This is a genomic window from Streptomyces sp. NBC_01210 (assembly GCF_036010325.1).
Lineage (GTDB): Bacteria > Actinomycetota > Actinomycetes > Streptomycetales > Streptomycetaceae > Streptomyces.
The window spans coordinates 5,554,133-5,578,807 of record NZ_CP108549.1 but is presented as its reverse complement, the minus strand read 5'-3'; the positions used below and the strand labels follow the sequence as shown (position 1 = coordinate 5,578,807).

Annotated in this window: 27 protein-coding genes and 3 tRNA genes; 8 read left to right on the top strand and 22 right to left on the bottom strand. The window is 70.0% G+C overall.

The annotated features are described in order from the left end of the window. Positions 1–102: 102 nt before the first annotated feature. From OG735_RS25435 to OG735_RS25400, 8 genes are all read right to left on the bottom strand, one after another. Positions 103–1,230, bottom strand: a complete 1,128-nt coding sequence (locus tag OG735_RS25435; RefSeq protein ID WP_442812488.1) for a UDP-N-acetylmuramate dehydrogenase — start codon at positions 1,228–1,230, stop codon at positions 103–105. Further along, positions 1,227–2,669 (bottom strand): MFS transporter, encoded by a 1,443-nt coding sequence (locus OG735_RS25430; RefSeq protein WP_327325468.1) that lies wholly within the window; start codon positions 2,667–2,669, stop codon positions 1,227–1,229. Before OG735_RS25430 ends, OG735_RS25435 begins: the two co-directional genes overlap by 4 nt. 82 nt (positions 2,670–2,751) lie before the next feature. Beyond that, positions 2,752–3,309, bottom strand: a complete 558-nt coding sequence (locus OG735_RS25425) for a TetR/AcrR family transcriptional regulator (protein WP_327325467.1) — start codon at positions 3,307–3,309, stop codon at positions 2,752–2,754. Positions 3,310–3,451: 142 nt separating this feature from the next. Beyond that, positions 3,452–3,880: a MaoC family dehydratase gene (locus tag OG735_RS25420; protein ID WP_327325466.1), complete on the bottom strand. Its 429-nt coding sequence runs from the start codon at positions 3,878–3,880 to the stop codon at positions 3,452–3,454. Then, entirely contained in the window at positions 3,880–4,332 is a 453-nt protein-coding gene (locus OG735_RS25415) for a MaoC family dehydratase N-terminal domain-containing protein (protein WP_327325465.1), read from the bottom strand. The genes OG735_RS25420 and OG735_RS25415 overlap by 1 nt, the downstream gene beginning before the upstream one ends. A gap of 124 nt (positions 4,333–4,456) precedes the next feature. Further along, positions 4,457–4,621: a 50S ribosomal protein L33 gene (rpmG, locus tag OG735_RS25410; RefSeq protein ID WP_003956487.1), complete on the bottom strand. Its 165-nt coding sequence runs from the start codon at positions 4,619–4,621 to the stop codon at positions 4,457–4,459. An 85-nt stretch (positions 4,622–4,706) separates the two neighbouring features. After that, positions 4,707–4,779: transfer RNA gene (locus OG735_RS25405), tRNA-Met, on the bottom strand. 46 nt (positions 4,780–4,825) lie between these two features. Then, positions 4,826–4,898, bottom strand: a tRNA-Thr gene (locus OG735_RS25400). Positions 4,899–5,136: 238 nt separating this feature from the next. Between OG735_RS25400 and OG735_RS25395 the strand changes: the two genes are divergently transcribed. The 3 genes from OG735_RS25395 to OG735_RS25385 all read left to right on the top strand — a co-directional run bounded on the left by OG735_RS25395 (position 5,137) and on the right by OG735_RS25385 (position 7,648). Continuing rightward, positions 5,137–6,369, top strand: a complete 1,233-nt coding sequence (locus tag OG735_RS25395; RefSeq protein WP_327325464.1) for an amidohydrolase family protein — start codon at positions 5,137–5,139, stop codon at positions 6,367–6,369. Between the two features lie 59 nt (positions 6,370–6,428). Further along, positions 6,429–7,085, top strand: coding sequence for an SDR family oxidoreductase (locus OG735_RS25390; RefSeq protein ID WP_327325463.1), 657 nt, complete (start codon positions 6,429–6,431; stop codon positions 7,083–7,085). A gap of 65 nt (positions 7,086–7,150) precedes the next feature. After that, a complete protein-coding gene (locus OG735_RS25385; RefSeq protein WP_327325462.1) occupies positions 7,151–7,648 on the top strand; it encodes a GyrI-like domain-containing protein in 498 nt (165 codons plus the stop codon). A 183-nt stretch (positions 7,649–7,831) separates the two neighbouring features. Here the strand turns inward: OG735_RS25385 and OG735_RS25380 are convergent. Continuing rightward, positions 7,832–7,913: transfer RNA gene (locus OG735_RS25380), tRNA-Tyr, on the bottom strand. Between the two features lie 196 nt (positions 7,914–8,109). On the opposite strand from OG735_RS25380, the gene OG735_RS25375 reads away from it, so the two are divergent. The 3 genes from OG735_RS25375 (at position 8,110) to OG735_RS25365 (ending at position 9,932) form a co-directional block, all read left to right on the top strand. Beyond that, positions 8,110–8,598, top strand: coding sequence for a YajQ family cyclic di-GMP-binding protein (locus OG735_RS25375; RefSeq protein ID WP_327325461.1), 489 nt, complete (start codon positions 8,110–8,112; stop codon positions 8,596–8,598). 162 nt (positions 8,599–8,760) lie between these two features. Beyond that, positions 8,761–9,267 (top strand): methylated-DNA--[protein]-cysteine S-methyltransferase, encoded by a 507-nt coding sequence (locus tag OG735_RS25370; RefSeq protein WP_327325460.1) that lies wholly within the window; start codon positions 8,761–8,763, stop codon positions 9,265–9,267. After that, a complete protein-coding gene (locus tag OG735_RS25365; protein ID WP_327325459.1) occupies positions 9,264–9,932 on the top strand; it encodes an alpha-ketoglutarate-dependent dioxygenase AlkB family protein in 669 nt (222 codons plus the stop codon). The genes OG735_RS25370 and OG735_RS25365 overlap by 4 nt, the downstream gene beginning before the upstream one ends. Before the next feature lie 179 nt (positions 9,933–10,111). Here OG735_RS25365 and OG735_RS25360 read toward each other — a convergent pair whose 3' ends face one another. Then, positions 10,112–10,381, bottom strand: coding sequence for a GlsB/YeaQ/YmgE family stress response membrane protein (locus OG735_RS25360; RefSeq protein ID WP_327325458.1), 270 nt, complete (start codon positions 10,379–10,381; stop codon positions 10,112–10,114). 86 nt (positions 10,382–10,467) lie between these two features. Between OG735_RS25360 and OG735_RS25355 the strand changes: the two genes are divergently transcribed. Beyond that, positions 10,468–11,685 carry an APC family permease gene (locus OG735_RS25355; RefSeq protein ID WP_327325457.1) on the top strand — a complete coding sequence of 406 codons (1,218 nt, stop codon included), beginning with the start codon at positions 10,468–10,470 and terminating at the stop codon, positions 11,683–11,685. A 79-nt stretch (positions 11,686–11,764) separates the two neighbouring features. Here the strand turns inward: OG735_RS25355 and OG735_RS25350 are convergent, their stop codons facing one another. The 12 genes from OG735_RS25350 to OG735_RS25295 form a co-directional block, all read right to left on the bottom strand. Further along, positions 11,765–12,157 (bottom strand): YccF domain-containing protein, encoded by a 393-nt coding sequence (locus OG735_RS25350; RefSeq protein WP_327325456.1) that lies wholly within the window; start codon positions 12,155–12,157, stop codon positions 11,765–11,767. Next, a complete protein-coding gene (gene htpX / locus OG735_RS25345) occupies positions 12,154–13,017 on the bottom strand; it encodes a zinc metalloprotease HtpX (protein WP_327325455.1) in 864 nt (287 codons plus the stop codon). The genes OG735_RS25350 and htpX overlap by 4 nt, the downstream gene beginning before the upstream one ends. 146 nt (positions 13,018–13,163) lie before the next feature. Then, complete coding sequence (locus tag OG735_RS25340) at positions 13,164–14,702, bottom strand: NADH-quinone oxidoreductase subunit N (RefSeq protein ID WP_327325454.1); 1,539 nt, start codon at positions 14,700–14,702, stop codon at positions 13,164–13,166. Further along, the gene (locus OG735_RS25335; RefSeq protein WP_327328453.1) at positions 14,699–16,252 is read right to left on the bottom strand and encodes a complex I subunit 4 family protein; all 1,554 of its coding nucleotides are present in this window, start codon (positions 16,250–16,252) and stop codon (positions 14,699–14,701) included. Before OG735_RS25335 ends, OG735_RS25340 begins: the two co-directional genes overlap by 4 nt. Before the next feature lie 27 nt (positions 16,253–16,279). Next, entirely contained in the window at positions 16,280–18,286 is a 2,007-nt protein-coding gene (locus OG735_RS25330) for an NADH-quinone oxidoreductase subunit 5 family protein (protein ID WP_327325453.1), read from the bottom strand. Further along, complete coding sequence (nuoK, locus tag OG735_RS25325) at positions 18,283–18,663, bottom strand: NADH-quinone oxidoreductase subunit NuoK (RefSeq protein WP_327325452.1); 381 nt, start codon at positions 18,661–18,663, stop codon at positions 18,283–18,285. Before nuoK ends, OG735_RS25330 begins: the two co-directional genes overlap by 4 nt. Continuing rightward, positions 18,663–19,223, bottom strand: coding sequence for an NADH-quinone oxidoreductase subunit J family protein (locus OG735_RS25320; RefSeq protein WP_327325451.1), 561 nt, complete (start codon positions 19,221–19,223; stop codon positions 18,663–18,665). Before OG735_RS25320 ends, nuoK begins: the two co-directional genes overlap by 1 nt. Then, positions 19,220–19,888: a NuoI/complex I 23 kDa subunit family protein gene (locus OG735_RS25315; protein WP_327325450.1), complete on the bottom strand. Its 669-nt coding sequence runs from the start codon at positions 19,886–19,888 to the stop codon at positions 19,220–19,222. The genes OG735_RS25320 and OG735_RS25315 overlap by 4 nt, the downstream gene beginning before the upstream one ends. Further along, entirely contained in the window at positions 19,888–20,856 is a 969-nt protein-coding gene (locus OG735_RS25310) for a complex I subunit 1/NuoH family protein (protein WP_327325449.1), read from the bottom strand. The genes OG735_RS25315 and OG735_RS25310 overlap by 1 nt, the downstream gene beginning before the upstream one ends. Then, a complete protein-coding gene (locus tag OG735_RS25305) occupies positions 20,853–22,040 on the bottom strand; it encodes an NADH-quinone oxidoreductase subunit C (protein WP_327325448.1) in 1,188 nt (395 codons plus the stop codon). The genes OG735_RS25310 and OG735_RS25305 overlap by 4 nt, the downstream gene beginning before the upstream one ends. After that, positions 22,037–22,738 carry an NADH-quinone oxidoreductase subunit B gene (locus tag OG735_RS25300; RefSeq protein ID WP_327325447.1) on the bottom strand — a complete coding sequence of 234 codons (702 nt, stop codon included), beginning with the start codon at positions 22,736–22,738 and terminating at the stop codon, positions 22,037–22,039. The genes OG735_RS25305 and OG735_RS25300 overlap by 4 nt, the downstream gene beginning before the upstream one ends. After that, a complete protein-coding gene (locus tag OG735_RS25295) occupies positions 22,729–23,139 on the bottom strand; it encodes an NADH-quinone oxidoreductase subunit A (RefSeq protein ID WP_327325446.1) in 411 nt (136 codons plus the stop codon). Before OG735_RS25295 ends, OG735_RS25300 begins: the two co-directional genes overlap by 10 nt. A 219-nt stretch (positions 23,140–23,358) precedes the next feature. Between OG735_RS25295 and OG735_RS25290 the strand changes: the two genes are divergently transcribed. Further along, positions 23,359–24,582 (top strand): sensor histidine kinase, encoded by a 1,224-nt coding sequence (locus OG735_RS25290; RefSeq protein WP_327325445.1) that lies wholly within the window; start codon positions 23,359–23,361, stop codon positions 24,580–24,582. The last annotated feature ends 93 nt before the right edge of the window (positions 24,583–24,675 follow it).

The window sequence follows — 24,675 nt, the reverse complement described above, 5'->3', positions numbered from 1 at the left end:
CCTGGGGGCGATCGAGGACGAACCGGCTGCCGGGCGGACCCGGGCAACGCTGGAACCCGGCGGGTCCCAGCAACTCTTACAGACTGACGCCGACCGTCAGCTTCACAGGCTGACGCCGACCGTCACCGGCTCATTGACCAGCGTGACGCCGAAGGCCTCGCGCACGCCCGCCACGACCTCGCGGGCGAGCGCCAGCAGGTCCTCGGTGGTGGCCTCGCCGCGGTTGGTGAGGGCCAGCGTGTGCTTGGTGGAGATACGCGCGGGCCCGGTGCCGTATCCCTTGGTGAAGCCGGCCTTGTCGATCAGCCAGGCCGCCGAGGTCTTGGTGCGCCCCTCCCCCGCCGGGAAGGCGGGCGGCGCGATGTCCGGGCCGAGGCGGTCGTGGACGCGTGCCAGGAAGGACTCGTACGCGGCCTGCTCGAGGATCGGATTGGTGAAGAAGGACCCGGCGGACCAGGTGTCGTGGTCCTCGGGGTCCAGCACCATGCCCTTGCCTGCACGCAGCTTGAGTACGGTCTCGCGGGCGGCTGCGGCCGGGACGCGGTCGCCGGCCTCGACGCCGAGGGCGCGGGCCGTCTCGGCGTACTTCAGGGGCGCGGACAGGCCGTCCGCGTCCTCCAGCTCGAAGCGGACGCGCAGCACGACATAGCGCTCGGGGTGCTGCTTGAAGCGGCTGTGGCGGTACGAGAAGGCGCACTCGGCGTTCGGGACGGTGACCGTCTCGCCGGTGCGGCGGTCGTAGGCGACGACCTCGGTGATGGTGCTGGAGACCTCCTGGCCGTACGCGCCGACGTTCTGGATCGGCGTCGCACCGGCCGAACCGGGGATGCCGGCCAGGCACTCGATGCCCGCGAGCCCCGCCTCGACGGTGCGGGCGACCGCGTCCGTCCAGACCTCACCGGCCGCCAACTCCAGCTTGGTACCGGAGAGTTCGAAGCCCCGCGTGGCGATACGGAGCGCGGTGCCGTCGAAGCCCTTGTCCCCGATGACCAGATTGCTGCCGCCGCCGATGATCAGCAGCGGGGTGCCGGCGGCGTCCGCCTCGCGTACGACGGCGACCACCTCGTCGTCGGTGGTGGCCGTGACGAGGCGCGTCGCGGGGCCGCCGAGCCGGAAGGTGGTCAGGGGGGCGAGGGGAGCGTCGTGGAGTTCCTGCACGGGGACAAGGGTACGGTCCGTGGCCCACCGCTCGGGCGGGGCCACGGACCGTCTGCGTACTCCGGCCGTCATATGGCGACGGACTCGCGCTCCTCGGCGGCCGGGGACGCCTCCTGGGGACCTGCTTCGACCGTGCGGCGGCGGCCCGGGATCAGCAGGGCGATCAGTGCCGCGAGAGCCACCGCCCCGGCGCCTATCCACAGTGCCGGGACTGTGCCGTCGGTGAAGGCGTCGGCGGACTCGTAGCCGCCCCGGGCCGCGAAGACCGCGCCGAGGACCGCCACACCGAGGGCTCCGCCGACCTCGCGCAGGGCGTTGTTGGCGCCGGAGGCGATGCCCTGCTCGGCGGGACGGACGCTGGACATGACCACACTGGCAGCGGGGGCGAAGTAGAGCGCCATGCCGATACCGCCGAGGATCAGGCCGGGAAGCTGGGCCGGGTACGAGACACCGGGCTCGATGACCAGGGCGAAGAGGCCGAGGCCGATCGCCTGGAGGGCGAGGCCGGTGACGACGACCGGGCGGCCGCCGATCTTGTCGGAGAGGTATCCGGCGATGGGCGCGACGATCAGCGGCATACCGGTCCAGGGCAGCATCCGCAGGCCCGCCTCGGTGGGCGAATAGCCGGCGACGCCCTGCAGGAACTGGCTGAGCAGGAAGATCGAGCCGAACATCCCCAGGAACATCAGCAGGCTCGCGATATTGATCCCGAAGAAGGCGCGGCTGCGGAAGAGCCGCATGGGGAGCATGGGGTTCTTGTTGTTGAAGCCGTGGTGGACGAAGCCGGCGAGGAGCGCGGTGCCCACGATCAGACCGGCGAGGATCGGGGTACTGGTCCAGCCGTCGGCGTTGCCGTTGACCAGCGCGTAGACGATGCCGAAGAGGCCGCCGCTGACGAGGAGGGTGCCGGGGACGTCGAGCCGGGCGTTCGGGGCGTACGACTCGTCGAGACGCATCCGGGCGAGCGGCAGCAGGGCCACGCCTATCGGGACGTTCAGCCAGAAGATCCACTGCCACGAGATGTGTTCGGTGAGACTGCCGCCGATGAGAGGGCCGCTGGCCACGGCGAGGCCGGTGACGGCTCCGAAGATGCCGAGGGCCGCGCCGCGGCGTGCGACAGGCACGGCCGCCGTGAGCAGGGTCAGGGTGAGCGGCATCATGACCGCGGCGCCGACGCCCTGGACGGCGCGGGCGGCGATGAGGGCATCGATCCCGGGTGCGAGCGCGGCCGCGGCGGAGGCACCGGTGAAGATCGTGAGGCCGACGATGAAGAGCTTCCGGCGGCCGAAGCGGTCACCGAGGGCCGCCCCGAACATCAGCAGTACGGCGAAGGTGAGGGTGTACGCGCTCACCGTCCATTCGAGGTCCTCCAGCGCACCGCCGAGATCCTTGCGGATGGAGGGGAGTGCGGTGGTGACGACAAGGTTGTCGAGGGCCGCCATGAAGCTGGCGACGCTGGTGATGACGAGGGCCCAGGCGGCACTGCCGCGGCGGGCTGTCTGCTGGTTCACTGCTCCCCCAGAGGGTTAGTTATTGATGACTAACTTTCACGGGCAGAACTCTCCCCACCCCCGAGGAAGCGGGATCCTGCAACTAGCGCGAAGCCCTGATGTCGGACATGTCGAGTCCGGCCCACACCCGGTGATCCTCCGGGAAGCCCAGCGCCACCAGGACATTGATGAGCATGCCGCAACCGAGGAAGTCGGTCGTCTCGTTCACGTCCCCGGCGAAGGCGGCCTGCCCCTGGTCCCAGATCTCGGCCCAGGCGGCTCTGATCCGCTCACCGAACTCGTGGTCCCCCGCCGCCTCGGCGGAGGCCACGGCGACATACGTCTGCATCTGCATCAGCAGCTTGTCGCCGTCACCGATGAGCTCCATGTACGCCGCCGCCATCGCCTCCAGCGGTGGGCTGTCGGGACGCCGCTCCAGGGCGTCGGCGAACGCCTTCGGGGTCTCCTCCAGACAGCGGAGCGCCGCTGCGAGGAACAGCTCCCGCTTGTTCTTGAAGAGACGGAAGAGGTACGGCTGCGATACGCCGACCCGCTTGGCGATCGCCTCGGTGGAGGTGCCGTTGTAGCCGCCGCGCGCGAATTCGGTGATCGCGGCGCGGATGACGCTCTCGCGTCGCTCGTCTGCGCTCATCCTGGCCATGCGAGTAAGTTAGTGTCCAATCACTAACTAAGTCAAGAAGGGTCGCGGGGCGAGGCGGTGCGGGGCACCGGACGAAGACGAAGTAAGGGGCACCCGCCGTAGCGAGTACCCCTTACACATCTCTCCTACCGGTCTTCGTACCTCAGGCGAGCCGGACCACGGCCCGGGACATCCCCAGCACCTTCTGCCCGGCGCTCATCGCCGTCAGGTCGACGCGCACCCGGTTGTCGTCCAGCTTCGCCGCGACCTTGCCGGTGACCTCGATCAGCGCGCCCTGCTCGTCGTTCGGAACGATGACGGGCCTGGTGAAGCGAACGCCGTACTCGACGACGGCGCCCGGGTCGCCGACCCAGTCCGTCACCACCCGGACCGCCTCGGCCATGGTGAACATGCCGTGCGCGATCACATCCGGAAGCCCGACCTCGGTGGCGAACTTCTCGTTCCAGTGGATCGGGTTGAAGTCCCCGGAGGCGCCCGCGTACTGCACCAGCGTGGCGCGCGTCACGGGAAAGTTCTGGGCCGGCAGCTCGGTGCCGACCTCGACGTCCGCGTAAGAGATCTTCGCCGTCATCACGCCTCCTCGGCGGCGCGCGCCACCAGCTTCGTCCACGCGGTCACGACGTGCTCACCCGACTCGTCGCACACCTCACCGCGGATATCCACGATGTCGTTGCCGGCAAGGGACTTGATGGCCTCAATGGTCGAGGTGACCGTCAGCCGGTCCCCCGCCCGCACCGGCCGCGTGTACGCGAACTTCTGGTCGCCGTGCACCACACGGTCGTAGTCCAGTCCCAACAGCGGATCCTGAATGACCTGTTCCGCAGCCTTGAAAGTGATCGCGAAGGCGAAAGTCGGCGGAGCGATCACATCGGCGTGGCCGAGCGCCTTGGCGGCTTCCTGGTCGGTGTACGCGGGATTGGCGTCACCCACCGCCTCGGCAAACTCCCGGATCTTTTCCCGGCCGACCTCGTAAGGCGAGGTGGGCGGATAGGTCCGCCCCACGAAGGACTGGTCGAGCGCCATGGACTGGCTCCCTCCTGATGGATTGACCCTGCTGGGCCGGATTGGATTGGCCCTGCCGGGATTTGGCCACTACAAACGACACGAGGCCGCCCCCAGTGGGGGCGGCCTCGTGTACGAGCCTGATTCAGCGGGTTTCGCGGTGCGCCGTGTGCGAGTTGCAGCGCGGGCAGTGCTTCTTCATCTCAAGACGGTCCGGGTTGTTACGCCGGTTCTTCTTGGTGATGTAGTTCCGCTCCTTGCACTCCACGCAGGCCAGCGTGATCTTCGGGCGGACGTCGGTGGCAGCCACGTGAGTGCTCCTTGGACGGATGGACGGATGAACGCATAAAAGAGTAGCCGATCGGAGGACCGACCCCACAATCGGCTACTGTATGTAGCGGTGACCGGACTTGAACCGGTGACACAGCGATTATGAGCCGCTTGCTCTACCGACTGAGCTACACCGCTTCGATACCGGATCCCCTCACCCGAAGGTGAGGATCTCCGACATCAGAGCCCCAATACGGAATCGAACCGTAGACCTTCTCCTTACCATGGAGACGCTCTACCGACTGAGCTATTGGGGCGAGCGATGAAGACATTACACGGTCGGTCGCCGATCGCCCAAATCCGTTTCGTGGCCCGCTGCCCGGTCCTCAGCCCGGGTTCCGCACCGCCCGTCTCGTACGCCACTCGTGGCCACACCGGTACGACTATTGCGCTCCTCCCCGAAGCGCGCTCCGAGCGCCCCTAGGCTCGACTCACGCTGCGTGATCCTGCCCTTCGTCGCGCCGCCCGAGCCCCACCGCCCCACGCAGGAGCGCGATGCCCGACAGCCAGCCGCAGCCCCCCGACGGCGCCACCGCGGACACCACTGCGCTGCTCCTGTGCAGCGCCCGGCTCACGGACGGCCGCACCGTCGACGTACGGCTCAGTGGCGGACGCATCGAGGCGGTCGGCACCGCGGGCAGCCTCACCCCGCGCTCCGCCCGCGTGGACCTGCGCGGCTATCTGCTGCTGCCCGCCCCGGCCGAGCCGCACGCCCATGGCGACACCGCGCTCACCGCCGACTCCCCCGGCCCCGTCTCGTACGAGACCGAAGATGTCCAGCGGCGAGCCACCGAGGCCGCGCTGCTGCAGCTCGGGCACGGTGCGACGGCGCTGCGCTCGCACGTACGGATCGGAGATGTGCAGGGTCTCGGCCCGCTGGAGGCAGTACTCCAGGCTCGGCGCTCACTGCGCGGGCTGGCGGATCTGACGGCCGTCGCGGTGCCCCGGCTGCTCACGGGCGTCGCCGGGGCTGACGGTCTGGCGATGCTGCGCGACGCGATGAAGATGGGCGCCGGGGTGGTGGGCGGCTGTCCGGACGCCGACCCCGATCCGACCGGGTACGCGGAGGCGGTGCTGGAGGTCGCCGCCGAGCACGGCTGCCCCGTCGACCTGCACACCCACGGCGACGATCCGGCGCGGCTCGCACGGCTGGCGGCAATGGCGGGCGGGCTGCGGTCGGGAGTGGTGATCGGGCCGTGCGCGGGGCTCGCTCGACAGCCGCGCGAGTCGGCATCCAGGGCCGCCGACCAGCTCGCGGCGGCCGGCGTCACGGTGGTCTGTGTGCCGCAGGGCGGCTGCGGGGCCGTGGAACACCGGGGCAACGCACCGGTGCGGCTGCTGCGCGCGGCGGGAGTGCGGGTCGCGGCGGGCAGCGGGGCGCTGCGGGACGTGTCGAACCCGGTGGGCCGCGGGGATCCGCTGGAGGCGGCGTATCTGCTGGCCTCGCAGGGCCGGATGCGGTCCAAGGACGCTTACCGGGCCGTGGCCGGGGCCGCCCGGGAGGCGATGGGGCTGCCCGAGGTGCGGGTGGAGGCCGGTTTCCCGGCGGAGCTGCTGGCGGTGCGCGGCGAGCGGATCTCGGGCGTGCTGTCGCTGGCGTACAGCCGGATCGTCATTCACCGCGGGCGGGTGGTGGCCCGTACCAGCGCGGTGCGTGAGTACTGCGACTCGGCGGTCGCCGTCGCGCTCGAACTGCCGCGGCAGGGGCGGCCGGACACCGGTCCCTGAGCCGCGACCGGACACCGGTCCCTGAGCGAGCGGCGCGCTTCGGACGTACCGTCGTAGTCATGCGCATTGTCATCGCTGGAGGACATGGTCAGATCGCGCTCCGCCTTGAGCGCCTGCTCTCGGCGCGCGGACACGAGGTCGCGGGCATCATCCGCAAGCCGGAACAAGGCGCCGACCTGCGGGAAGCGGGGGCCGAACCGGTCCTCCTGGACCTGGAGTCGGCCTCGGTCGAGGAGGTCGCGGCGGTGCTGCAGGGCGCCGAAGCGGCGGTGTTCGCGGCGGGCGCGGGCCCGGGCAGCGGCACCGCACGCAAGGAAACGGTGGACCGCAGCGCCGCGGTGCTCTTCGCGGACGCGGCGGAACGAGCAGGCGTACGGCGGTTCATCGTGGTGTCGTCGATGGGCGCCGACGCCCAGCACCCGGGCGACTCGGAGTTCGACGTCTATCTGCGGGCGAAGGGCGCCGCGGACGACTACGTACGGTCCAAGTCCGGACTCGAGTGGACGATTCTGCGGCCTGGCATGCTGACGAACGACGCGGGCACCGGTCTCGTACAGCTGAAAGCCTCGACGGGCCCTGGAACAGTGCCGCGTGACGATGTGGCGGCCGTGTTGGCGGAGCTCGTGGAGTCGCCGGCAACGGCAGGGCTGACGCTGGAACTGATCAGCGGCTCGGTGCCGGTGACCGTCGCGGTCAAAGACGTCGCCGGAAACTGATCGGCGGGGTGCTGTTCCGATGAATTCCCTTTCGCCGCACCGTCCTTGTTGCCATGAGGAAACAGATGTCTGAGATCCAGCCGACGGTCGTGGAGCGCGGGGAGCAGCTGTACGCCTTCGTCCGCGGGGCCGTACGAATGGACGCCTTCGCCGTGATCGCGGACCGACTGCCGGAACTGATCGGCTGGCTGACCAGCCGCGGGGCGGAGTTCGACGGGGCCCCGTTCTTCCGCTTCAACGCCATCGACATGGACGGGGAGTCGGAGGTCGAAGCGGGGATGCCCGTCGTCTCCGCGCCGGAGCCGGAGGGCGACATCGGCATCGCGGTACTGCCCGCGGGCCGCTATGTGACGGTCACCCATACCGGCCATCCCGACCGGCTGTTCGCGACCATCACGGAGCTGCGGGAGTGGGCGGCGCGGGAGGGCCTGGAGTGGGACATGACGGTGGTGGACGGTGTTGAGCGCTGGGCCTGCCGTATCGAGTCGTATCTGACGGACCCGCGGGTGGAGCCGGACATGTCCAAATGGGAGATCGAGCTCGCGTTCCGGCTGGCGGACTGAGGGGGCGTGGTCGCCGAGCAGCCTGCCGTCCACGGGGAGGTGCGCCGGGGTGAGCGGCTGACCGGCGTACGCCGGGGTGAGCCGCTGACCTGTGTACGCCGGGCCGCTGCTTCGGGCTCGATCCTGTATACGCCGATGGCCCCCGGTCCGCGTTTCCGCAGATCGGGGGCCATCGTCATCACGTGGCGGCGCCAGGATTCGAACCTGGGTAGGCAGAGCCGACGGATTTACAGTCCGTTCCCATTGGCCACTCGGGCACACCGCCATGGGATGTCGCCGTGAAAGTCACCCGCTGTGGGGTGGTGCTCCGTGGCAACGACGTAAACGATACCTGATGCCCGGGGGTGCTTCGCCACCGGATTGATCAGCACTCGGGGCGGGTGCGGGTGGCTAGGCTTGCGGGAGCGGTCCGGGCAGTTCCGGCCGCGCCTCCACGCACCCGATACAAGGAGCCACAGGACATGGCCGACTCCAGTTTCGACATCGTCTCGAAGGTCGAGCGGCAGGAGGTCGACAACGCCCTCAACCAGGCCGCGAAGGAGATCTCGCAGCGCTACGACTTCAAGAACGTCGGGGCGTCGATCGCCTGGTCCGGCGAGAAGATCCTTATGCAGGCCAACTCCGAGGAGCGGGTCGCCGCCATCCTCGACGTCTTCCAGTCCAAGCTGGTCAAGCGTGGGATCTCACTGAAGGCGCTGGACGCGGGCGAGCCGCAGTTGTCCGGCAAGGAGTACAAGATCTTCGCCTCGATCGAGGAGGGCATCTCCCAGGAGAACGCCAAGAAGGTCGCGAAGATCATCCGCGACGAGGGCCCGAAGGGCGTCAAGGCGCAGGTCCAGGGTGACGAGCTGCGGGTCAGCTCGAAGAGCCGGGACGACCTGCAGGCCGTGCAGGCGCTGCTGAAGGGGCAGGACTTCGAATTCGCGCTGCAGTTCGTGAACTACCGCTGACTCCGGCGGGGCGCCTCGGGCGGACCGGGGGCGGAGCGGCTCGGTCGCTCCGCCCCCGCCCTGTGCGGGTGTGACGTCCGAATCCCGCCAGCTTCGGCGGGGCCGGGGTCGCAGACTCGTAGGCGTAGGGCGTAGGACACGCTGCGAGGGAAGGAACGAGCCATGACGGTCTACGCGACCATCGACAGCCCGCTGGGCGCATTGCTGCTGGTCGGCGAGGCGTCCGGCACGGCGAAGGGCGGCACCGCACTCGCCTCGCTCTCACTGCCCGGACAGAAGGGCGCCGTCGTCGTCCAGGACGGGTGGCGGCGTGCCCCGGAGTCCTTCGAGGAGATCGGCACCCAGCTCACGTCGTACTTCGAGGGCCGGCTGACGCACTTCGAGATCGAGTACGTCGACGGCGGGACGGCGTTCCAGCGGCGCGTGTGGCAGGCACTGGAGGAGATTCCGTACGGGGAGACCGCGACGTACGGGGAGATCGCCGCGCGGGTCGGCACATCGGCGGTGGGCGTGCGCGCCGTGGGAACGGCGATCGGTCGCAATCCGCTGCTGGTCGTACGGCCGTGCCACCGGGTGATCGGGGCGGACGGGGCGCTTCGGGGGTACGCCGGCGGGCTTGAGCGCAAGGAGCGGCTCCTCGGGCTCGAAGGTGCCCTGGCGGCATCGTGAGCGGAACCCTGTTCCCGAGGGAACGGGCGGTCGTCGCCCCCGGCGCCGTGCATGTGCCGGGGTGGCTCCCCGTGGACCGGCAGCGGGAACTGGTCGAGGCATGCCGGAGCTGGGCGCGCGGTCCCGTACCGCTCCGGCACACCGCGCTGCCGGGCGGCGGCGTGATGTCCGTACAGACCGTGTGCGTCGGATGGCACTGGCAGCCGTACCGGTACTCCCGTACCGCGGACGATGTGAACGGCGCACGGGTCGCCGAATTCCCGGACTGGCTGGTGGACTTGGGGCGTGGGGCGCTGGGCGAGGCGTACGGGGAGGATCAGGGTTACTCCCCCGCCGAGTACAGCCCCGACACCGCGCTGATCAACTTTTATGACGGCGCGGCGAGGATGGGCATGCACCGGGACAGGGAGGAACGGTCCGGTGCGCCGGTGGTGTCGCTGAGCATCGGCGACAGCTGCGTCTTCCGGTTCGGGAACACCGAGACGCGGGGGCGGCCGTACACGGATGTGGAGCTGGCTTCCGGGGACCTGTTCGTCTTCGGAGGCCCGTCGCGCTTCGCGTACCACGGGGTGCCGAAGGTGTACGCGGGGACGGCCGACCCGGCGACGGGGATGAGCGGTGGACGTCTGAACATCACCCTGCGGGAGACCGGACTGCCGGACTGAGCGGACCTGGGGCGGGCTCCGGTTCGAGCCGGGTCCGAGTCCGTGGTGCGCGTCCGCGTCCGGGTTCGCGTCCGGGTTCGTGTCCGGGCCCACGTCCGGGTTCGCGTCCGGGCCCACGTCCGGGTTCGCGTCCGGGCCACGTCCGGACGCGGACCATGCAGGGCCCGGGCGGCGCCGGGCTAGCGCGAGCGGGAGTGGCCGAACAGGATCCGGTAGGCGATCAGCAGGACGAGCGCGCCGCCGATGGCCGCGGCCCAAGTGGCGCCGTCGTAGAACTCATTGGTGATCGGCCGGTCCAGGAAGCGGGCCGATATCCAGCCGCCGGTGAAGGCGCCGGCGATACCGATGAGAGTGGTGCCGATCAGGCCACCCGGGTCGCGTCCCGGGAGCAGGATCTTGGCTATGGCCCCGGCAAGCAGTCCGAGGATGAGCCAGCTGATGATTCCCATGCCGTGAACCTGCCTTTCCTACGGTGTTGTCGTGGAGGACGCACGCCGGATGCGGCGTGGTTGCGGAGATCAGTAGCCTGCGACGCATGGCACAGGGGTTGCGGCGGTCACTGGGAGTCTTCGACGCGGTCGTGATCGGGCTGGGGTCGATGGTCGGGGCGGGCATCTTCGTGGCGCTGGGCCCGGCGGCCAGTGCTGCCGGGTCGGGGCTGTTGCTCGGCCTGGCGCTGGCCGCGGTGGTCGCGTACTGCAACGCCATGTCGTCGGCAAGGCTCGCCGCCCTGTATCCGGCATCCGGCGGGACCTACGTGTACGGACGGGAGCGGCTCGGCGCGTTCTGGGGGTATCTGGCGGGCTGGGCATTCGTCGTGGGAAAGACGGCATCGTGTGCGGCGATGGCGCTGACGGTCGGGGCCTATGCGTGGCCGGGGCAGGCGCACGCGGTGGCGGTCGCCGCGGTGGTGGCGCTGACTGCCGTGAACTACGGGGGCATTCAGAAGTCGGCGTGGCTGACGCGGGCGATCGTGGCTGTGGTTCTGGCGGTCCTCGCTGCGGTCGTGGTGGTCTCCCTCGGGTCGGGGGCTGCGGACTTCGAACGGCTGGACGTGGGCGCGGACGCCTCGGCCGGCGGGGTGCTGCAGGCGGCGGGGCTGCTGTTCTTCGCCTTCGCCGGGTACGCGCGGATCGCCACGCTGGGCGAGGAGGTGCGCGACCCGGCACGTACCATCCCGCGCGCCGTCCCGCTGGCGCTGGGCATCGCTCTGGTGGTCTATGTGTGCGTCGCGGTCTCCGTCCTCTCTGTGCTGGGAGCCGGTGATTTGGGGCGGGCTACTGCTCCGCTCTCCGATGCCGTACGAGCGGCGGGCGCCCAGTGGCTGGCGCCCGTCGTTCGGGTGGGGGCCGCGGTGGCGGCGCTCGGGTCTCTGCTCGCGCTGATTCTCGGCGTCTCCCGTACGACGCTGGCGATGGCCCGGGACGGCCATCTGCCGGAAGCGCTGGCCGCCGTGCACCCGCGGTTCCAGGTGCCGCACCGTGCGGAGCTGGCCGTGGGGGCGGTCGTCGCTGTGATGGCGGCGACGGCGGATGTGCGTGGGGCGATCGGCTTTTCGTCGTTCGGAGTGCTGGTGTACTACACAATCGCCAACGCCTCGGCCTGGACGCTGAGTTCCCGGAGCCGGGTAGTGGCGAGTACTGGCCTTGTGGGTTGCCTGGTGCTGGCTTTCGCGCTACCGCTGTCGTCCGTGGCCGCGGGCGCGGCAGTGCTGGCGGTGGGCGCGGCGGTGTACGGGGTGCGCCGGCTCTGAGGCCTCACGTTCGGGCGCGGAACTCCGCCCGGCACCGCCCGGGCTACGAGAGCGGGTCGGCGAAGGGCCGCTCCGCGGCCTACCGAGAGGTGAACGGCTGGTCCGTGCGGACGATCTCCTTGCCGAAGGGCAGCAGGGAGACCGGGATCAGCTTGAAGTTGGCGATGGCCAGTGGGATGCCGATGATCGTGATGAACAGGGCGATGCCGGTGACGATGTGGCCCAGCGCCAGCCACCAGCCGGCCAGGGCCAGCCACAGCACATTGCCGACGCAGGACGGCGCGCCGGCGTCGTGGCGCTCGACCACGGTGTAGCCGAAGGGCCAGAGAGCGTAGACACCGATACGGAACGCGGCCAGCCCGAAGGGGATGCCGATGATGGTGATGCACAGCAGCAGTCCGGCGAACAGGTAACCGAGGAACATCCAGAAGCCGCACAGGATCAGCCATATGACGTTCAGGATTGTCTTCACGGGCGGTGACCTGCCATTTGCTCGAGTCTGGCGATGCGCTCCGCCATGGGTGGGTGGGTGGAGAACATTTTGGAGAGTCCCTGGCCTGGACGGAAGGGATTCGCGATCATCATATGGCTCGCAGTCTCCAGCCGCGGCTCGGGCGGCAGCGGCAACTGCTTCGTACCGGCGTCGAGTTTGCGCAGTGCGCTCGCCAGGGCGAGCGGGTCGCCGGTGAGCTGAGCGCCCGAAGCGTCGGCCTCGTACTCGCGCGAACGGCTGACGGCGAGCTGGATCACGGAAGCGGCCAGCGGGCCCAGGATCATGACCAGCAGCATGCCGACGAGGCCCGGGCCCTCGTCGTCGTCGGAGCGGCCGATGGGGATCAGCCAGGCGAAGTTCACCAGGAACATCACCACGGAGGCGAGCGCGCCGGCGACCGAGGAGATGAGGATGTCGCGGTTGTAGACATGGCTCAGCTCGTGGCCGATGACGCCGCGCAGCTCGCGTTCGTCGAGGATCCGCAGGATCCCCTCGGTGCAACAGACCGCGGCATTGCGCGGGTTGCGGCCGGTGGCAAAGGCATTGGGGGCCTGGGTCGGCGAGATGTAGAGGCGGGGCATGGGCTGGCGGGCGGCGGTCGACAGCTCGCGGACGATGCGATAGAGCGCGGGTGCCTCGAATTCGCTGACGGGGCGGGCGCGCATGGCCCGCAGCGCCAGCTTGTCGCTGTTCCAGTAGGCGTACGCATTGGTGCCGAGCGCCACGAGGAGCGCGACGAGCAGGCCCGTACGGCCGAAGAAGCTGCCGATGACGAGGATGAGTGCGGACAGTCCCCCGAGGAGTACGGCGGTCTTCAGCCCATTGTGCCGGCGGTGCACGGTACGCCCTCCAAATGGTGCGGCAGGGGACCCTTTGCGTGGTGCTGCTCCACTCTTCAGTGGACCCTTCTCTACTGGTCAACGCCAGGCGAAGGAGGCGAGTTCCCTTGTGCGCCCGGCCCTGGGCTGGGCCGTTCGGGTGGCGCTCAGAACAGGCTGGTCGCAGCGAATCGAAGAACCAGCTGGGGGTAGCCGGAGAGGACGACACCGACGACGGCGGTCAGGACGATGGCGACAGTGACCGGCGTCGGGGCGCTGCTGCGGACCGGTTCGGCCGTCTCGGCACCCTCTTCGGCGGTCTCCGCGACAGCCTCCGGAGCGCGGAAGAGGATCGCCGTCCACTGCAGGTAGTAGTAGAGGGCGATCACGACATTGATGGCCATGACGACGGCCAGCCAGCCGAGGCCCGCTTCGACGGCCGAGGAGAAGACGGTCACCTTGGCGAACAGGCCGATGATGCCGGGCGGCAGACCGGCGAGGCAGAGCAGGAAGAAGCCCATGGCGAGGGCGACGAGCGGTCGGGTGGCGTAGAGGCCGCGGTAGTCGGAGATCCGGTTCAGCGGCTTCGTACGGGCCACGAGCGCCGCGACCGCGAAGGCCCCGAGGTTCACCACGGCGTACATCAGGGCGTACGCGACGGTCGCGCCGATCTGGTCGTCGCTGGAGTACGCCGCGGCCGCGATCGGCACCAGGAGGTAGCCGGCCTGCGCCACGGAGGACCAGGCCAGCAGGCGTACCGCGCTCCACGCGCGCGTGGCCGACTGACGCAGCGCCGCGACATTGCCCGCCGTCATGGTGAGACCGGCGAGGACGGCGATGGCCGGACCCCAGACGTCGGCGTAAGCGGGGAACGCGATGACCGTCACCAGGATGAGGCCGGAGAACCCGACCGCCTTTCCGACGACGGAGAGATACGCGGCGACGGGCAGCGGGGCGCCCACATAGGTGTCGGGGACCCAGAAGTGGAAGGGAACCGCGGCAGTCTTGAAGGCGAAGCCGACGAGGGTCAGGGCAACGCCTGCCTTGGCGAGGGTGCCCAGCTGACCGGGGACGTTGTCGAGTCCGGCGGCGACCTGCGTGAGATGGAGGGTGCCCGTCGCGGCGTACACGAAGCTCACGCCGAGGAGCATCACAGCAGTCGCGGTGACCGAGGAGAGGAAGAACTTCAGGGCTGCTTCGCTGGAGAGCCGGTCTCCGCGCCTGAGGCCGACGAGCGCGAAGGCGGGCAGCGACGCGACCTCGAGGGCGACGACGAGGGTGGCGAGGTCGCGCGAGGCGGGCAGCAGGGCGGCGCCGGCCGCGGAGGAGAGCAGCAGGAACCAGAACTCCCCTGCGGGAAGCTTCCTCCTGGTGTCGTGGAACGACAGCAGCCCGGTGAGCAGCGCGCCCCCAAGCACCAGGAACTGGATGACCAGCGCGAAGTGATCGGCGGTGTAGCTGCAGGCGTCGGCGTCCGTCGTGAGGCAGAACGTCGCGCGGTTGCCCTTGCGCAGCGGCAGGAGGGTGAGGGCGGCGACGAGGCCGGCGATCGCGACGACGCCGAGCAGCGGCTTGCGCCTCTCGGGTACGAAGAGGTCGGCGACGAGCACGATCAGGGCGACCACCGCGGTGATGGTGGGCGGCGCGATCGTGAGCCAGTCGACGGACTGGACGAGGCTGGTGACGCTGTCGGCTGCCACGGTCACGACTTGCCTCCTGCGAGGAGCTTCTGCACGGCCGGGTCGGTGAGGCCGAGGAGGACCGCGGGCCACAGTCCGGCGAGGACGGTGAGGGCGACGAGCGGGGTCCAGGCGGCGAATTCGTACGTCTGGATGTCGGCGAGGTCCGGTGTCTCCTCGGCGGGCTTCGCGCCCATGCAGACACGGCGTACGACGACGAGGAGGTACGCGGCGGTGAGCAGTGTGCCGAAGCCGGCGATCGCCATGAAGGTGAGGAAGGCGGGGCGGCTGAGCCCGTCGGCGGGGCGGAAGGCACCGAACATCGCGAGCATCTCGCCCCAGAATCCGGCCAGGCCCGGCAGCCCGAGGGAGGCGACGGCGCCGAAGGCGAGGAAGCCACCGAGGCGCGGGGCGCGGCCGTAGAGCGCGGCGCCGGTTGCGCCGGCGAGGGTGTCGAGGTCGGCCGTGCCGTAGCGGTCCTTGAGCGCTCCGACCAGGAAGAAGAGCAGGCCGGTGATGAGGCCGTGGGCGATGTTGGCGAAGAGCGCGCCGTTGACGCCGGTGGGGGTCAACGTGGCGATGCCGAGGAGCACGAAGCCCATGTGGCCGACGGAGGAGTATGCGATCAGGCGCTTGAGATCGCCGCCCGCACCCTGCTTGGCGAGTGCGAGGCAGGCGAGGGATCCGTAGACGATGCCGGCGACGGCGAAGGCGGCGAGATACGGCGCGAAGGTCTGCATGCCGTCGGGGGCGATGGGGAGCAGGATACGGACAAATCCATACGTACCCATCTTGAGCAGCACGCCCGCGAGGAGGACGGAGCCGACGGTCGGCGCCGCGGTGTGGGCGTCCGGGAGCCAGCTGTGCAGCGGCCACATCGGAGTTTTCACGGCGAGGCCGATCCCGATCGCCAAAACCGCGATGACCTGCACGGATACGCTGAGCCCACGGCCGTTGTCAGTGGCGAGTGCCACCATGTCGAAGGTGCCGGTCTTCAGCCCGATCAGCAGCAGGCCGAGCAGCATCACGACGGAGCCGAGCAGCGTGTAGAGGATGAACTTCCAGGCGGCGGACTGCCGCGCCTCGCCGCCCCAGCGGGCAATGAGGAAGTACATCGGGATGAGGACCATCTCGAAGGCCAGGAAGAAGAGCAGCAGATCGAGGACGGCGAAGGTCGCGAGAGTCCCGGATTCGAGGACGAGCAGCAGCGCGACGAAGGCCTTCGGGGACGGGCCCGAAGGCATCTTGAAGTAGCTGTACAGCGCGCAGAGGAAGGTCAGCAGCGCGGTCAGGACGACAAGGGGGAGTGAAATGCCGTCAATGCCGAAGTGGATCCGCACATCGAGTGCGGCGATCCAGCTGATGTCCGTCGTGGCCTGCATCTTGGACGGGTGGCCATGGTCGAAGCCGAGGGCCAGAACGATCGCGGCGACGAGGATCACGCCGGTGACGGTCACGCCGTGGCGCAGGACCGCCTGGTCCGGGCTCTTGCCGCGCAGCCCGGGCGGGGCGGGCAGGAGCGCGGCCGCGGCGCCGACGAGCGGGCCGACGACGATGAACACGAGAAGGAACTGCATCACGGACGCGCTGATATCGATCACGGCTCACGATCCGGCGTTGACGTTGGCAAGGACGACGGCGGCGATCGCCAGGGCGACGGAACCGGCGAGCAGCGCACCGAGGTAGGTCTGCACATTTCCGGTCTGGGCGCGGCGGACGGCGGCGCCGAGCCAGCGGGGGCCGGTGCCCGCGCCGCGTACGTACGTCTCGACGACCTCGCGGTCGAGGAAGCGGACCAGCTGGGCGGCAGCCCGGACGGGACGTACGAACAGAGCGGAGTAGACGGCGTCGACGTGGAAGCCGGCCGCGGCGTGGCGGTGGAGCGGGCCGAGCAGGAGGCGGCCAGGGTCGCTCGGATCGGGGGCCGCCGCGAGATCGCCGAACGCAGCGGTGTGGGCGGCAATGGCCTCGGCCTCGGAAACGAACGGCGCGGCGTCCGGGTGGGCGGCGACGACGCCCATGGGCGTACGGGCGGCGTCCTGCCGGAACCGCACGGCGCGCCAGGCGCCGTAGGTGATCAGTCCGCCGACGAGCGCGACACCGGTGCCGAGTACGGCGGTGGTGACGGTCGGGGTGAGGCTGTGGCCGTCGAACCAATCGTCGATGTAGGTCAAGGTCAGCCCGAAACCGAGTGAGGGGATGGCGAGAACCCAGAGCACGGCGTTCATGGTGATGGGCTGTCGGCCGTGGTCGGGGGCTTCGGCTCCACGGCCGCGGAAGGTGAGCAGCCAGAGGCGGGTCGCGTATGCGGCGGTGAGGAGGGCGGTCAGCAGTCCGGCGACGAGCACCAGCCACCCCGCGGCCCCGGGTGCGATATCGGTTTCGCCGAGCGCGGCGTGCTCGGCGGCCACGAGGACGGCTTCCTTGGAGAAGAAGCCGGCGAAGGGAGGGATCGCGGCGAGCGCGAGCAGGGCGACGGTCATCGTCCAGTAGGCGTCGGGAACGCGCTTCGCGAGGCCGCTCATCCGGGACATGGTGGCGAGCGAGTTGGTGCCGGAGGCATGGATGATCACTCCGGCGGCAAGGAAGAGCAGTGCCTTGAACGCTCCGTGAGACATGAGGTGGAAGACGGCGGCACCACGGTCACCGACGGCCAGGGCACCCGACATATAGCCGAGCTGGCCGATCGTCGAGTAGGCGAGGACGCGCTTGATGTCGTCCTGGGCGAGGGCCGCGAGCCCCGAGCCGACCATGGTGACCGCGGCCATCACGGCGAGGACGGTGAGAGCTGCCGCGGAGGCGGCGAAGACGGGAAGGAGCCGGGCCACGAAGTAGATACCGGCCGCGACCATCGTCGCGGCGTGGATCAGCGCGGAGACGGGAGGGGGGCCCGCCATCGCGTCGGGCAGCCAGGTGTGCAGCGGGAACAGCGCCGACTTGCCCGCCACACCCGCGAGGAGCAGCAGCGCGACGAGGGTGGGGTGCTGGATGCCACCGGCCGCGACGGAGCCGAGGATCCCGGTGATCTGGAACGTGCCGGCGTCGGCAGCGAGCGCGAACAGACCGATCAGAAAGGGGACATCGCCGAGCTTGGTGACCAGGAAGGCCTTGAGGGAGGCGGCTCGTGCCTCGGGCGTCTCCCAGTAGTGGCCGACGAGGAAGTAGGAGCAGATGCCCATGATCTCCCAGCCGACCAGGAGCACCATCAGGTCGCCGGAGTAGACGACGAGCAGCATCGCGGAGGTGAAGAGGGAGACGAGAGCCGCGTACGAGGGATAGCGCGGGTCGCCGCGGAGATAGCCCGTCGAGTAGATCTGCACACAGGACGCGACGACCCCGACCAGCACGGCGACGAGGACCGCGAATCCGTCGAGGTAGAGGGCGAGGTCGATCGGGACCGACCCGGTGGGCGTGAGCTGGGTCGAGGCCTCGATCGCCTTCCCCCCACCCTGGCGGATCGCGACGACGACGGCGATGGCGGCTGCGGCGAGTGTCGGCAGGACGGCCAGGGGCCGTACGAAACCGGGGGCGGTGCGGCCGAGCAATAGTCCGGCAGCAGCGCCCAGGAACGGAAGGAGGGGGACGAGGACGGCGAGGGTCGTAGTGGTCACGCGGTGGCCTCCGCCTTCTTCGCCGTGGCGGTCGCGTCGGAGGCGTCGGAGGCGTCAGGGGTGTCGTGGGGGCCCTCGGCGGTGTCGCGGAGTCTGTCGACGTCCGAGCTTCCGCGGTTGCGGTAGACCGTCAGGACGATCGCCAGGCCGATGCCGATCTCCGCGGCGGCGATGGCGATGGTGAAGAGGGTGAGTGCCTGGCCGGCGTGCAGGGTGTCGCGCAGCCAGACGTCGAAGGCGACGAGGTTGAGGTTGACGGCGTTGAGCATCAGCTCGACGGACATCAGGACAAGGATCGCGTTGCGGCGTGCGAGTACTCCGTACAGCCCCACGCTGAAGAGGAGGACGGCGAGCACGGCGGGATAGGCGAGGTGCATCAGCTCTTCCCCTCGGGGTCCTTGGCGTCCTTGCGGGACAGGACGATCGCGCCGACGAGGGCGGCGAGCAGCAGTACGGAGAGCGCCTCGAAAGGCAGTACCCAGTGCCGGAAGAGGATCTGGCCGGCCACCTGGGTGGAGCCCTGGGCCGGTCCGTCCAGGTCGATCCAGGTCGTACGGAACGCGTCCACGACCATCCAGACCAGGGAGCCCGCGGCGGCGATGGCCACGGAGAGGGCGACCCAGCGGTTTCCGGAGTCGGCGTCCGGGGAGCGGCCGATGGGGGCCTTGGTGAGCATCAGCCCGAAGAGAAGGAGGACGACCACGGAACCGACGTAGATCAGGACCTGCACCCAGGCGATGAACTCCGCCGTCAGCAGCAGGTACTCGACGGCGAGGCCGCCGAGCGCAACGACCAGCCAGAGGGCTGCGTGCACCAGCTGCTTCGTCGTGACGGCCATGACGGCCGCGCCGAGGGTGGCGAGGCCGACGAGGGCGAAGAGGATCTCGACGCCGGTCGGGGAGAGGAAGCCATGGGTTTCGGCTGCGGCGAGCATCATGCCGGGCCTCCCTCGCCCGCGGGCGGCGAGGCCGACGGGGTGCCGTCGGACGGCGGGGTGCCCCCGGCTCCCCGGGTGGTGGTGCCGTCGGTCCGGGTCGTGCCGTCGGACGGGGCGGCCGGTGCCTCGTTGGCCTCCGCCTGCGCGGCCGCGAGCTTCTCGGCCGCCTTGCGGGCGGCGCCGAGCTCCTTCGGCTCCTCGGCGGCCGGGTCGAGCGCGGGCGGCGCGGGCACCGTCCACATCCACTCGCGGAGCTTGTCGCGTTCGTGGGTGAGCTCGCGGATGTCCGTCTCCGCGTACTCGAACTCCGGGGACCAGAACAGCGCGTCGAAAGGACAGACCTCGATGCAGATACCGCAGTACATACAGAGCGCGAAGTCGATGGCGAACCGGTCGAGAACATTGCGGCTGCGCTCGCGGCCGCCGGGGGCCGCGGCCGGGACCGTCTCCTTGTGGGAGTCGATGTAGATGCACCAGTCGGGGCACTCACGGGCGCAGAGCATGCAGACCGTGCAGTTCTCCTCGAACAGACCGATCACGCCGCGGGTGCGGGGCGGGAGTTCGGGCGGGGTGTCCGGGTACTGCGCGGTGACGGTCTTCTTCGTCATCGTCCGCAGGGTGACGGCGAGGCCCTTCGCGAGGCCGGATCCGGGGATCGGAGGCATTACTGGATCACCACCTTCACGATGCCGGTGAGGGCGATCTGGGCGAGGGCGAGCGGGACGAGTGTGGTCCAGGCAAGTTTCTGCAGCTGGTCCTCGCGCATGCGTGGATAGCTCACGCGCAGCCAGATGACGACGAAGGCGAGCACGGCCGTCTTGAGCAGGGTCCAGACCCAGCCGAGGCCGTCGGCCCCGAACGGGCCGTGCCAGCCGCCCAGGAAAAGGACGGTGGTCAGACTGCACAGGACGACGATGCCCGCGTATTCGGCAAGCAGGAACAGCGCGAAACGGAGGCCGGTGTACTCGGTGTAGGCACCGAAGATGATCTCGGAGTCGGCGACCGGCATGTCGAAGGGCGGGCGCTGGAGTTCGGCGAGGCCCGCGACAAAGAAGACCAGGGCGCCCACGATCTGCCAGGGCAGCCACCACCACTCGAAGGCGTTCAGGATGCCGGGCAGCGAGACGGTGCCGGCCGCCATGGCGACGGAGGCGGCGGTCAGCAGCATCGGCAGCTCGTACGCCAGCAGCTGCGCGGCGGTACGGAGACCGCCGAGGAGGGAGAACTTATTGGCCGAAGCCCAGCCCGCCATCAGCGAGCCGAGCACCCCGACACCCATCACGGCGAGCACGAAGAAGATGCCCGCGTCGACGACCATCCCAACCGCGCCCTCGCTCGGGCCGATCGGGATCGCGACCAGTACGAGGAGGTACGGAAGGAGGGCGACGGCGGGGGCGAGTTGGAAGATCCGGCGGTCGGCGTTGGCCGGGACCACGTCCTCCTTCTGCGCGAACTTCACGCCGTCCGCGACGAGCTGGGCCCAGCCGTGGAAACCGCCCGCGTACATGGGGCCGAGGCGGCCCTGCATATGGGCCATCACCTTGTGCTCGGTCTGCCCGATGACAAGGGGAAGGACGAGGAACACGGCGAAGATGATGACCAGCCGGGTGGCGACGTCGAGAGCGTCATTCACGCGTCTCCTCCGGGGCGTTCGGCCGAGTCGGGTGCGGATTCGTCGGTCTCGGGCGGGGTGGGTTCGGGCGAGGCGGGCTTGGTTGGGGCGGCTTCATCCGCCGCCGCGGGAGCCTCGGGTGCCGGGCCTTCAGGTGCGGGGCCCTCAGGTGCGGGAGCCTCGGGTGCCGGGCCTTCGGGTGCGGGAGCCTCGGGTGCGGCTGCGTCGTCGAAGGCGGGGCGCGGCTTGTGCCAGGGGGCGTCCGAACCGCGGGGCACCTGCGCCGACTGCGGGGAGGGCGCCTCGGGCTCGCTGGGCACCGCGGGGGCCTCGGGCGTCACGAGGGCCTCGGGCGTCGCGGGGGCCTGGGGCGTCGCGGGCTTGCCCTCCGTCGCCTCTGTCCCCTGCTTCTCCTCCGTCGTCGCAGTCCGCTGCGTCGCCGAGCCCTCCGACGCGCTCCGGGCACGACGAAGCGTTGCCGGAGCCTCGGGAGTCGTCGTCGCCTCCGGTGTCTGGGACGCCGAGCCCTCGGAGACGCTACGGGCGCGACGAGGCGGGCGGTCGCCGGTGGCGCCGGTGGCGGCCGTGCGCGCCGACCTCGCCGGGCGGGCAGCGGCCGGGGGGAGCTGACCCTTGAGGGGGCCCCATTCGTTCGGGTCCGGGACGCCGGGCGGGAGCATCTGGCGGCGCTTGGGGCCGCCGTGCTCCGACTCCCCCGGCTCCTTCGCGCCCGGCCATGCCTTCACGACCCGGGCCGCCAGGACGAAGTCCTTGCGCAGCGGGTGGCCCTCGAAGCCGTCCGGCAGGAGCAGCGGGACCAGGTGCGGGTGATCGGTGAAGGAGATGCCGAACATCTCGTGCGTCTCGCGCTCGTGCCAGGCGGCGCCCGCGTAGATCTCGACGGCGGACGGGAGTTCGGGAGCCTCGTGCGGGACGGTGGTGCGCACCAGCAGGCGGCGTACGCTCCGGCCCTCGAGAGACACGACATGGGCGCAGACCCGGAAGCCCGTACCCGGTTCGTCGACCGCGCTCAGCCAGTCGAAGTAGGTGCAGCCCAGCTTGTCGCGGGCGATCTCGAGCGCGGCGATCCAGGAGCCGACGGGGACGTCGACCGTGAGCAGGTCGTACGTCCGCTCGGCGGTGGTCCCCTCGCCGAAGATCTCGGCGGCGGCTTCCGGAAGGCGGTCGTAGGCGGTGGTGGTCACTCGGCACTCTCCTCCGGCGCCGGCGCCGGAGCCGTGGCCGAGGCCGAGGACGTGGCCGAGGCCGAGGACGGCGCGGCCGGCGGCCGCACCAGGCCGCTCTGCAGAGCAGCGGCAGAGGGACGTGCGGAGTACCGCTCGCCGAGCGACTCGCGCGCGATCTTCTCCTGCAGCATCAGGATGCCCTGCAGCAGCGCCTCGGGACGGGGCGGGCAGCCGGGCACATACACATCGACCGGGATGATCTGGTCGACGCCCTTGGTCACGGAGTACGAATCCCAGTACGGGCCGCCGCAGTTGGAGCAGGCGCCGAAGGAGATGACGTACTTGGGCTCGGGCATCTGCTCGTACAGGCGCTTCACCGCAGGCGCCATCTTGTCCGTCACTGTGCCCGAGACGACCATCAGGTCCGCCTGACGCGGGCCGGGCGCGAAGGGGATCACGCCGAGCCGGATGAAGTCGTGGCGCGCCATCGAGGCGGCGATGAACTCGATCGCACAGCAGGCGAGCCCGAAGTTGAAGACCCAGAGGCTGTAGCGGCGCCCCCAATTGAGGACCACCTTCATGGGTTCCGGGGCCAGGCGCGAAAGAACGCCGAGGCGCTTCGGCTCCGGCAGGAGCTCCGGAGTCGCCGGGGTCGCCGAAGTCGCCGGGGTCGAAGCGATCTCCGGGTTCGAAGAGATCTCCGGGGTCACGCCCATGTCAGGACGCCCTTCTTCCATGCGTAGAGCAGTCCCACGGCCAGGAAGCCGAGGAAGATGAACATCTCCACGAGTGTCGTCGCGCCGTATCCGGCGGCGGCGAAGATCGTCGCCCACGGGAAGAGGAAGATCGAGTCGACGGCGAAGATCACGTACAGAAAGGCATAGATGTAGTAGCGGACCTGGGTGTGCGCCCAGCCCTCGCCCACCGGGTCCACTCCGCATTCGTACGTCAGCAGTTTCTCCGGCGTCGGCACCACAGGCCGCAGCAGCCGCCCCGCCCCGAAGGCCACGGCGACGAACAGCACGCCGATCAGCGCGAGCAGTCCGACGACCGAATAGCTCTCGAAATAGCTGGCGAAGTGGTCCGCCGCGAGCACGGCCACGGTCGGTTCCGGCACGTCCGCCCCTCGCTCCCTGACCTCGTTGGTGATCCAGGTGATCTAGGTGATCTAGGTGATCTATTCGACGATCTGTACGACGATCTATACGCACGCGAGTCTAGGCCCTGCTAAAGCGACGGTAAGCAGTCGCGTCTCGCATCGGGTGGGGTTATCCCTACTTCATCCCACCCATGTACCCCATGGCGTGCGGCGACCCGGCCCGGCAGGGTGGGGCGTATGACCGCAAGCATCACCGTTCCCGACAACGACCGGCTGCCACCCGCGCGCTTCGCCTTCGGCCGCCACACCTGGACGGAGGTCGCGCATCTCCTCGCCAATCTGCCGATCGCCCTGATCGGGTTTGTTTACGTGGCGTTCACGATCTTCACCGGGGTGGCACTGTCGGTGACGGTGATCGGTCTGCCGCTCCTCGCCCTCGGCCTCGCGGGCGCGCGCCGCCTCGGCAAGGCGGAGCGGGCCCGGGCCCGCGCGCTGCTCGGCGTACGGATGGACGAGCCGAGCCCGTTGCACGGGTCCCTGCACGGATCCCAGCGCCGCGACAGACTCGTCTCCTGGCTATGGGTGGGCCTGAAGGACCCGGTGGCGTGGCGGTCGGTGCTGTACTCCTTCATCCGGCTGCCCTGGGGTGTGCTGAGCTTCACGATCACGCTGGTGAGCCTGTTCGTGCTCTGGCCCGTACTCCCCTTCGTCGCACGCTCACTGGCCAACGCCGACCGTGCGATGGTGCGCGGCCTGCTCTCCCCCTCCGACGAACTGGAGCGCCGTGTCGCCGAGTTGGAGTCGGACCGGGGTGTGGTCGTCGACACGGCAGCGGCGGATCTGCGCCGTATCGAACGCGATCTGCACGACGGCGCACAGGCCCGCCTGGTCGCACTCGCCATGGACCTCGGTCTCGCCAAGGAGAAGCTGCTCGAGGATCCGGACGCTGCTGCCCGCATGGTGGACGAGGCCCACGGCGAGGTGAAGGTGGCCTTGCAGGAGCTGCGCGATCTTGCCCGCGGCATCCATCCCGCCGTACTGACCGACCGCGGACTGGACGCCGCGCTCTCCTCCGTCGCCTCACGCTGCACGGCCCCGGTGAAGGTGACCGTCGATCTGACGGAGCGCCCGGCCGAGGCGATCGAGGGCATCGCGTACTTCACCGTCTCCGAGCTGCTCCAGAACGTCAGCAAGCACGCGCAGGCGAAGAACGTCTCGGTGGATGTCTGGCGGGCGAACGACCGGCTGCTGATCCAGGTCCAGGACGACGGACGCGGCGGTGCGTCACTGGACGGCGGTACGGGCATGGCGGGTCTGGCCGAGCGGCTGGGCGCGGTGGACGGGCTCTTCGTGCTGGACTCACCGGTCGGTGGGCCGACCGTGGTCACGGCGGAGCTGCCGTGGCGGGAGCGCGGCAGCGGCAGCGGCAGCGGCAGCGGCAGCGGCAGCGGCAAACGCTGACGGGGGCAGCACGGCGCGCGGAAACAGCGCCGGGGTGCCGGGGGCGGCGCCGGGGTGCCGGTCCGCCCCGCCCCGACCGCCTCCACACACCCC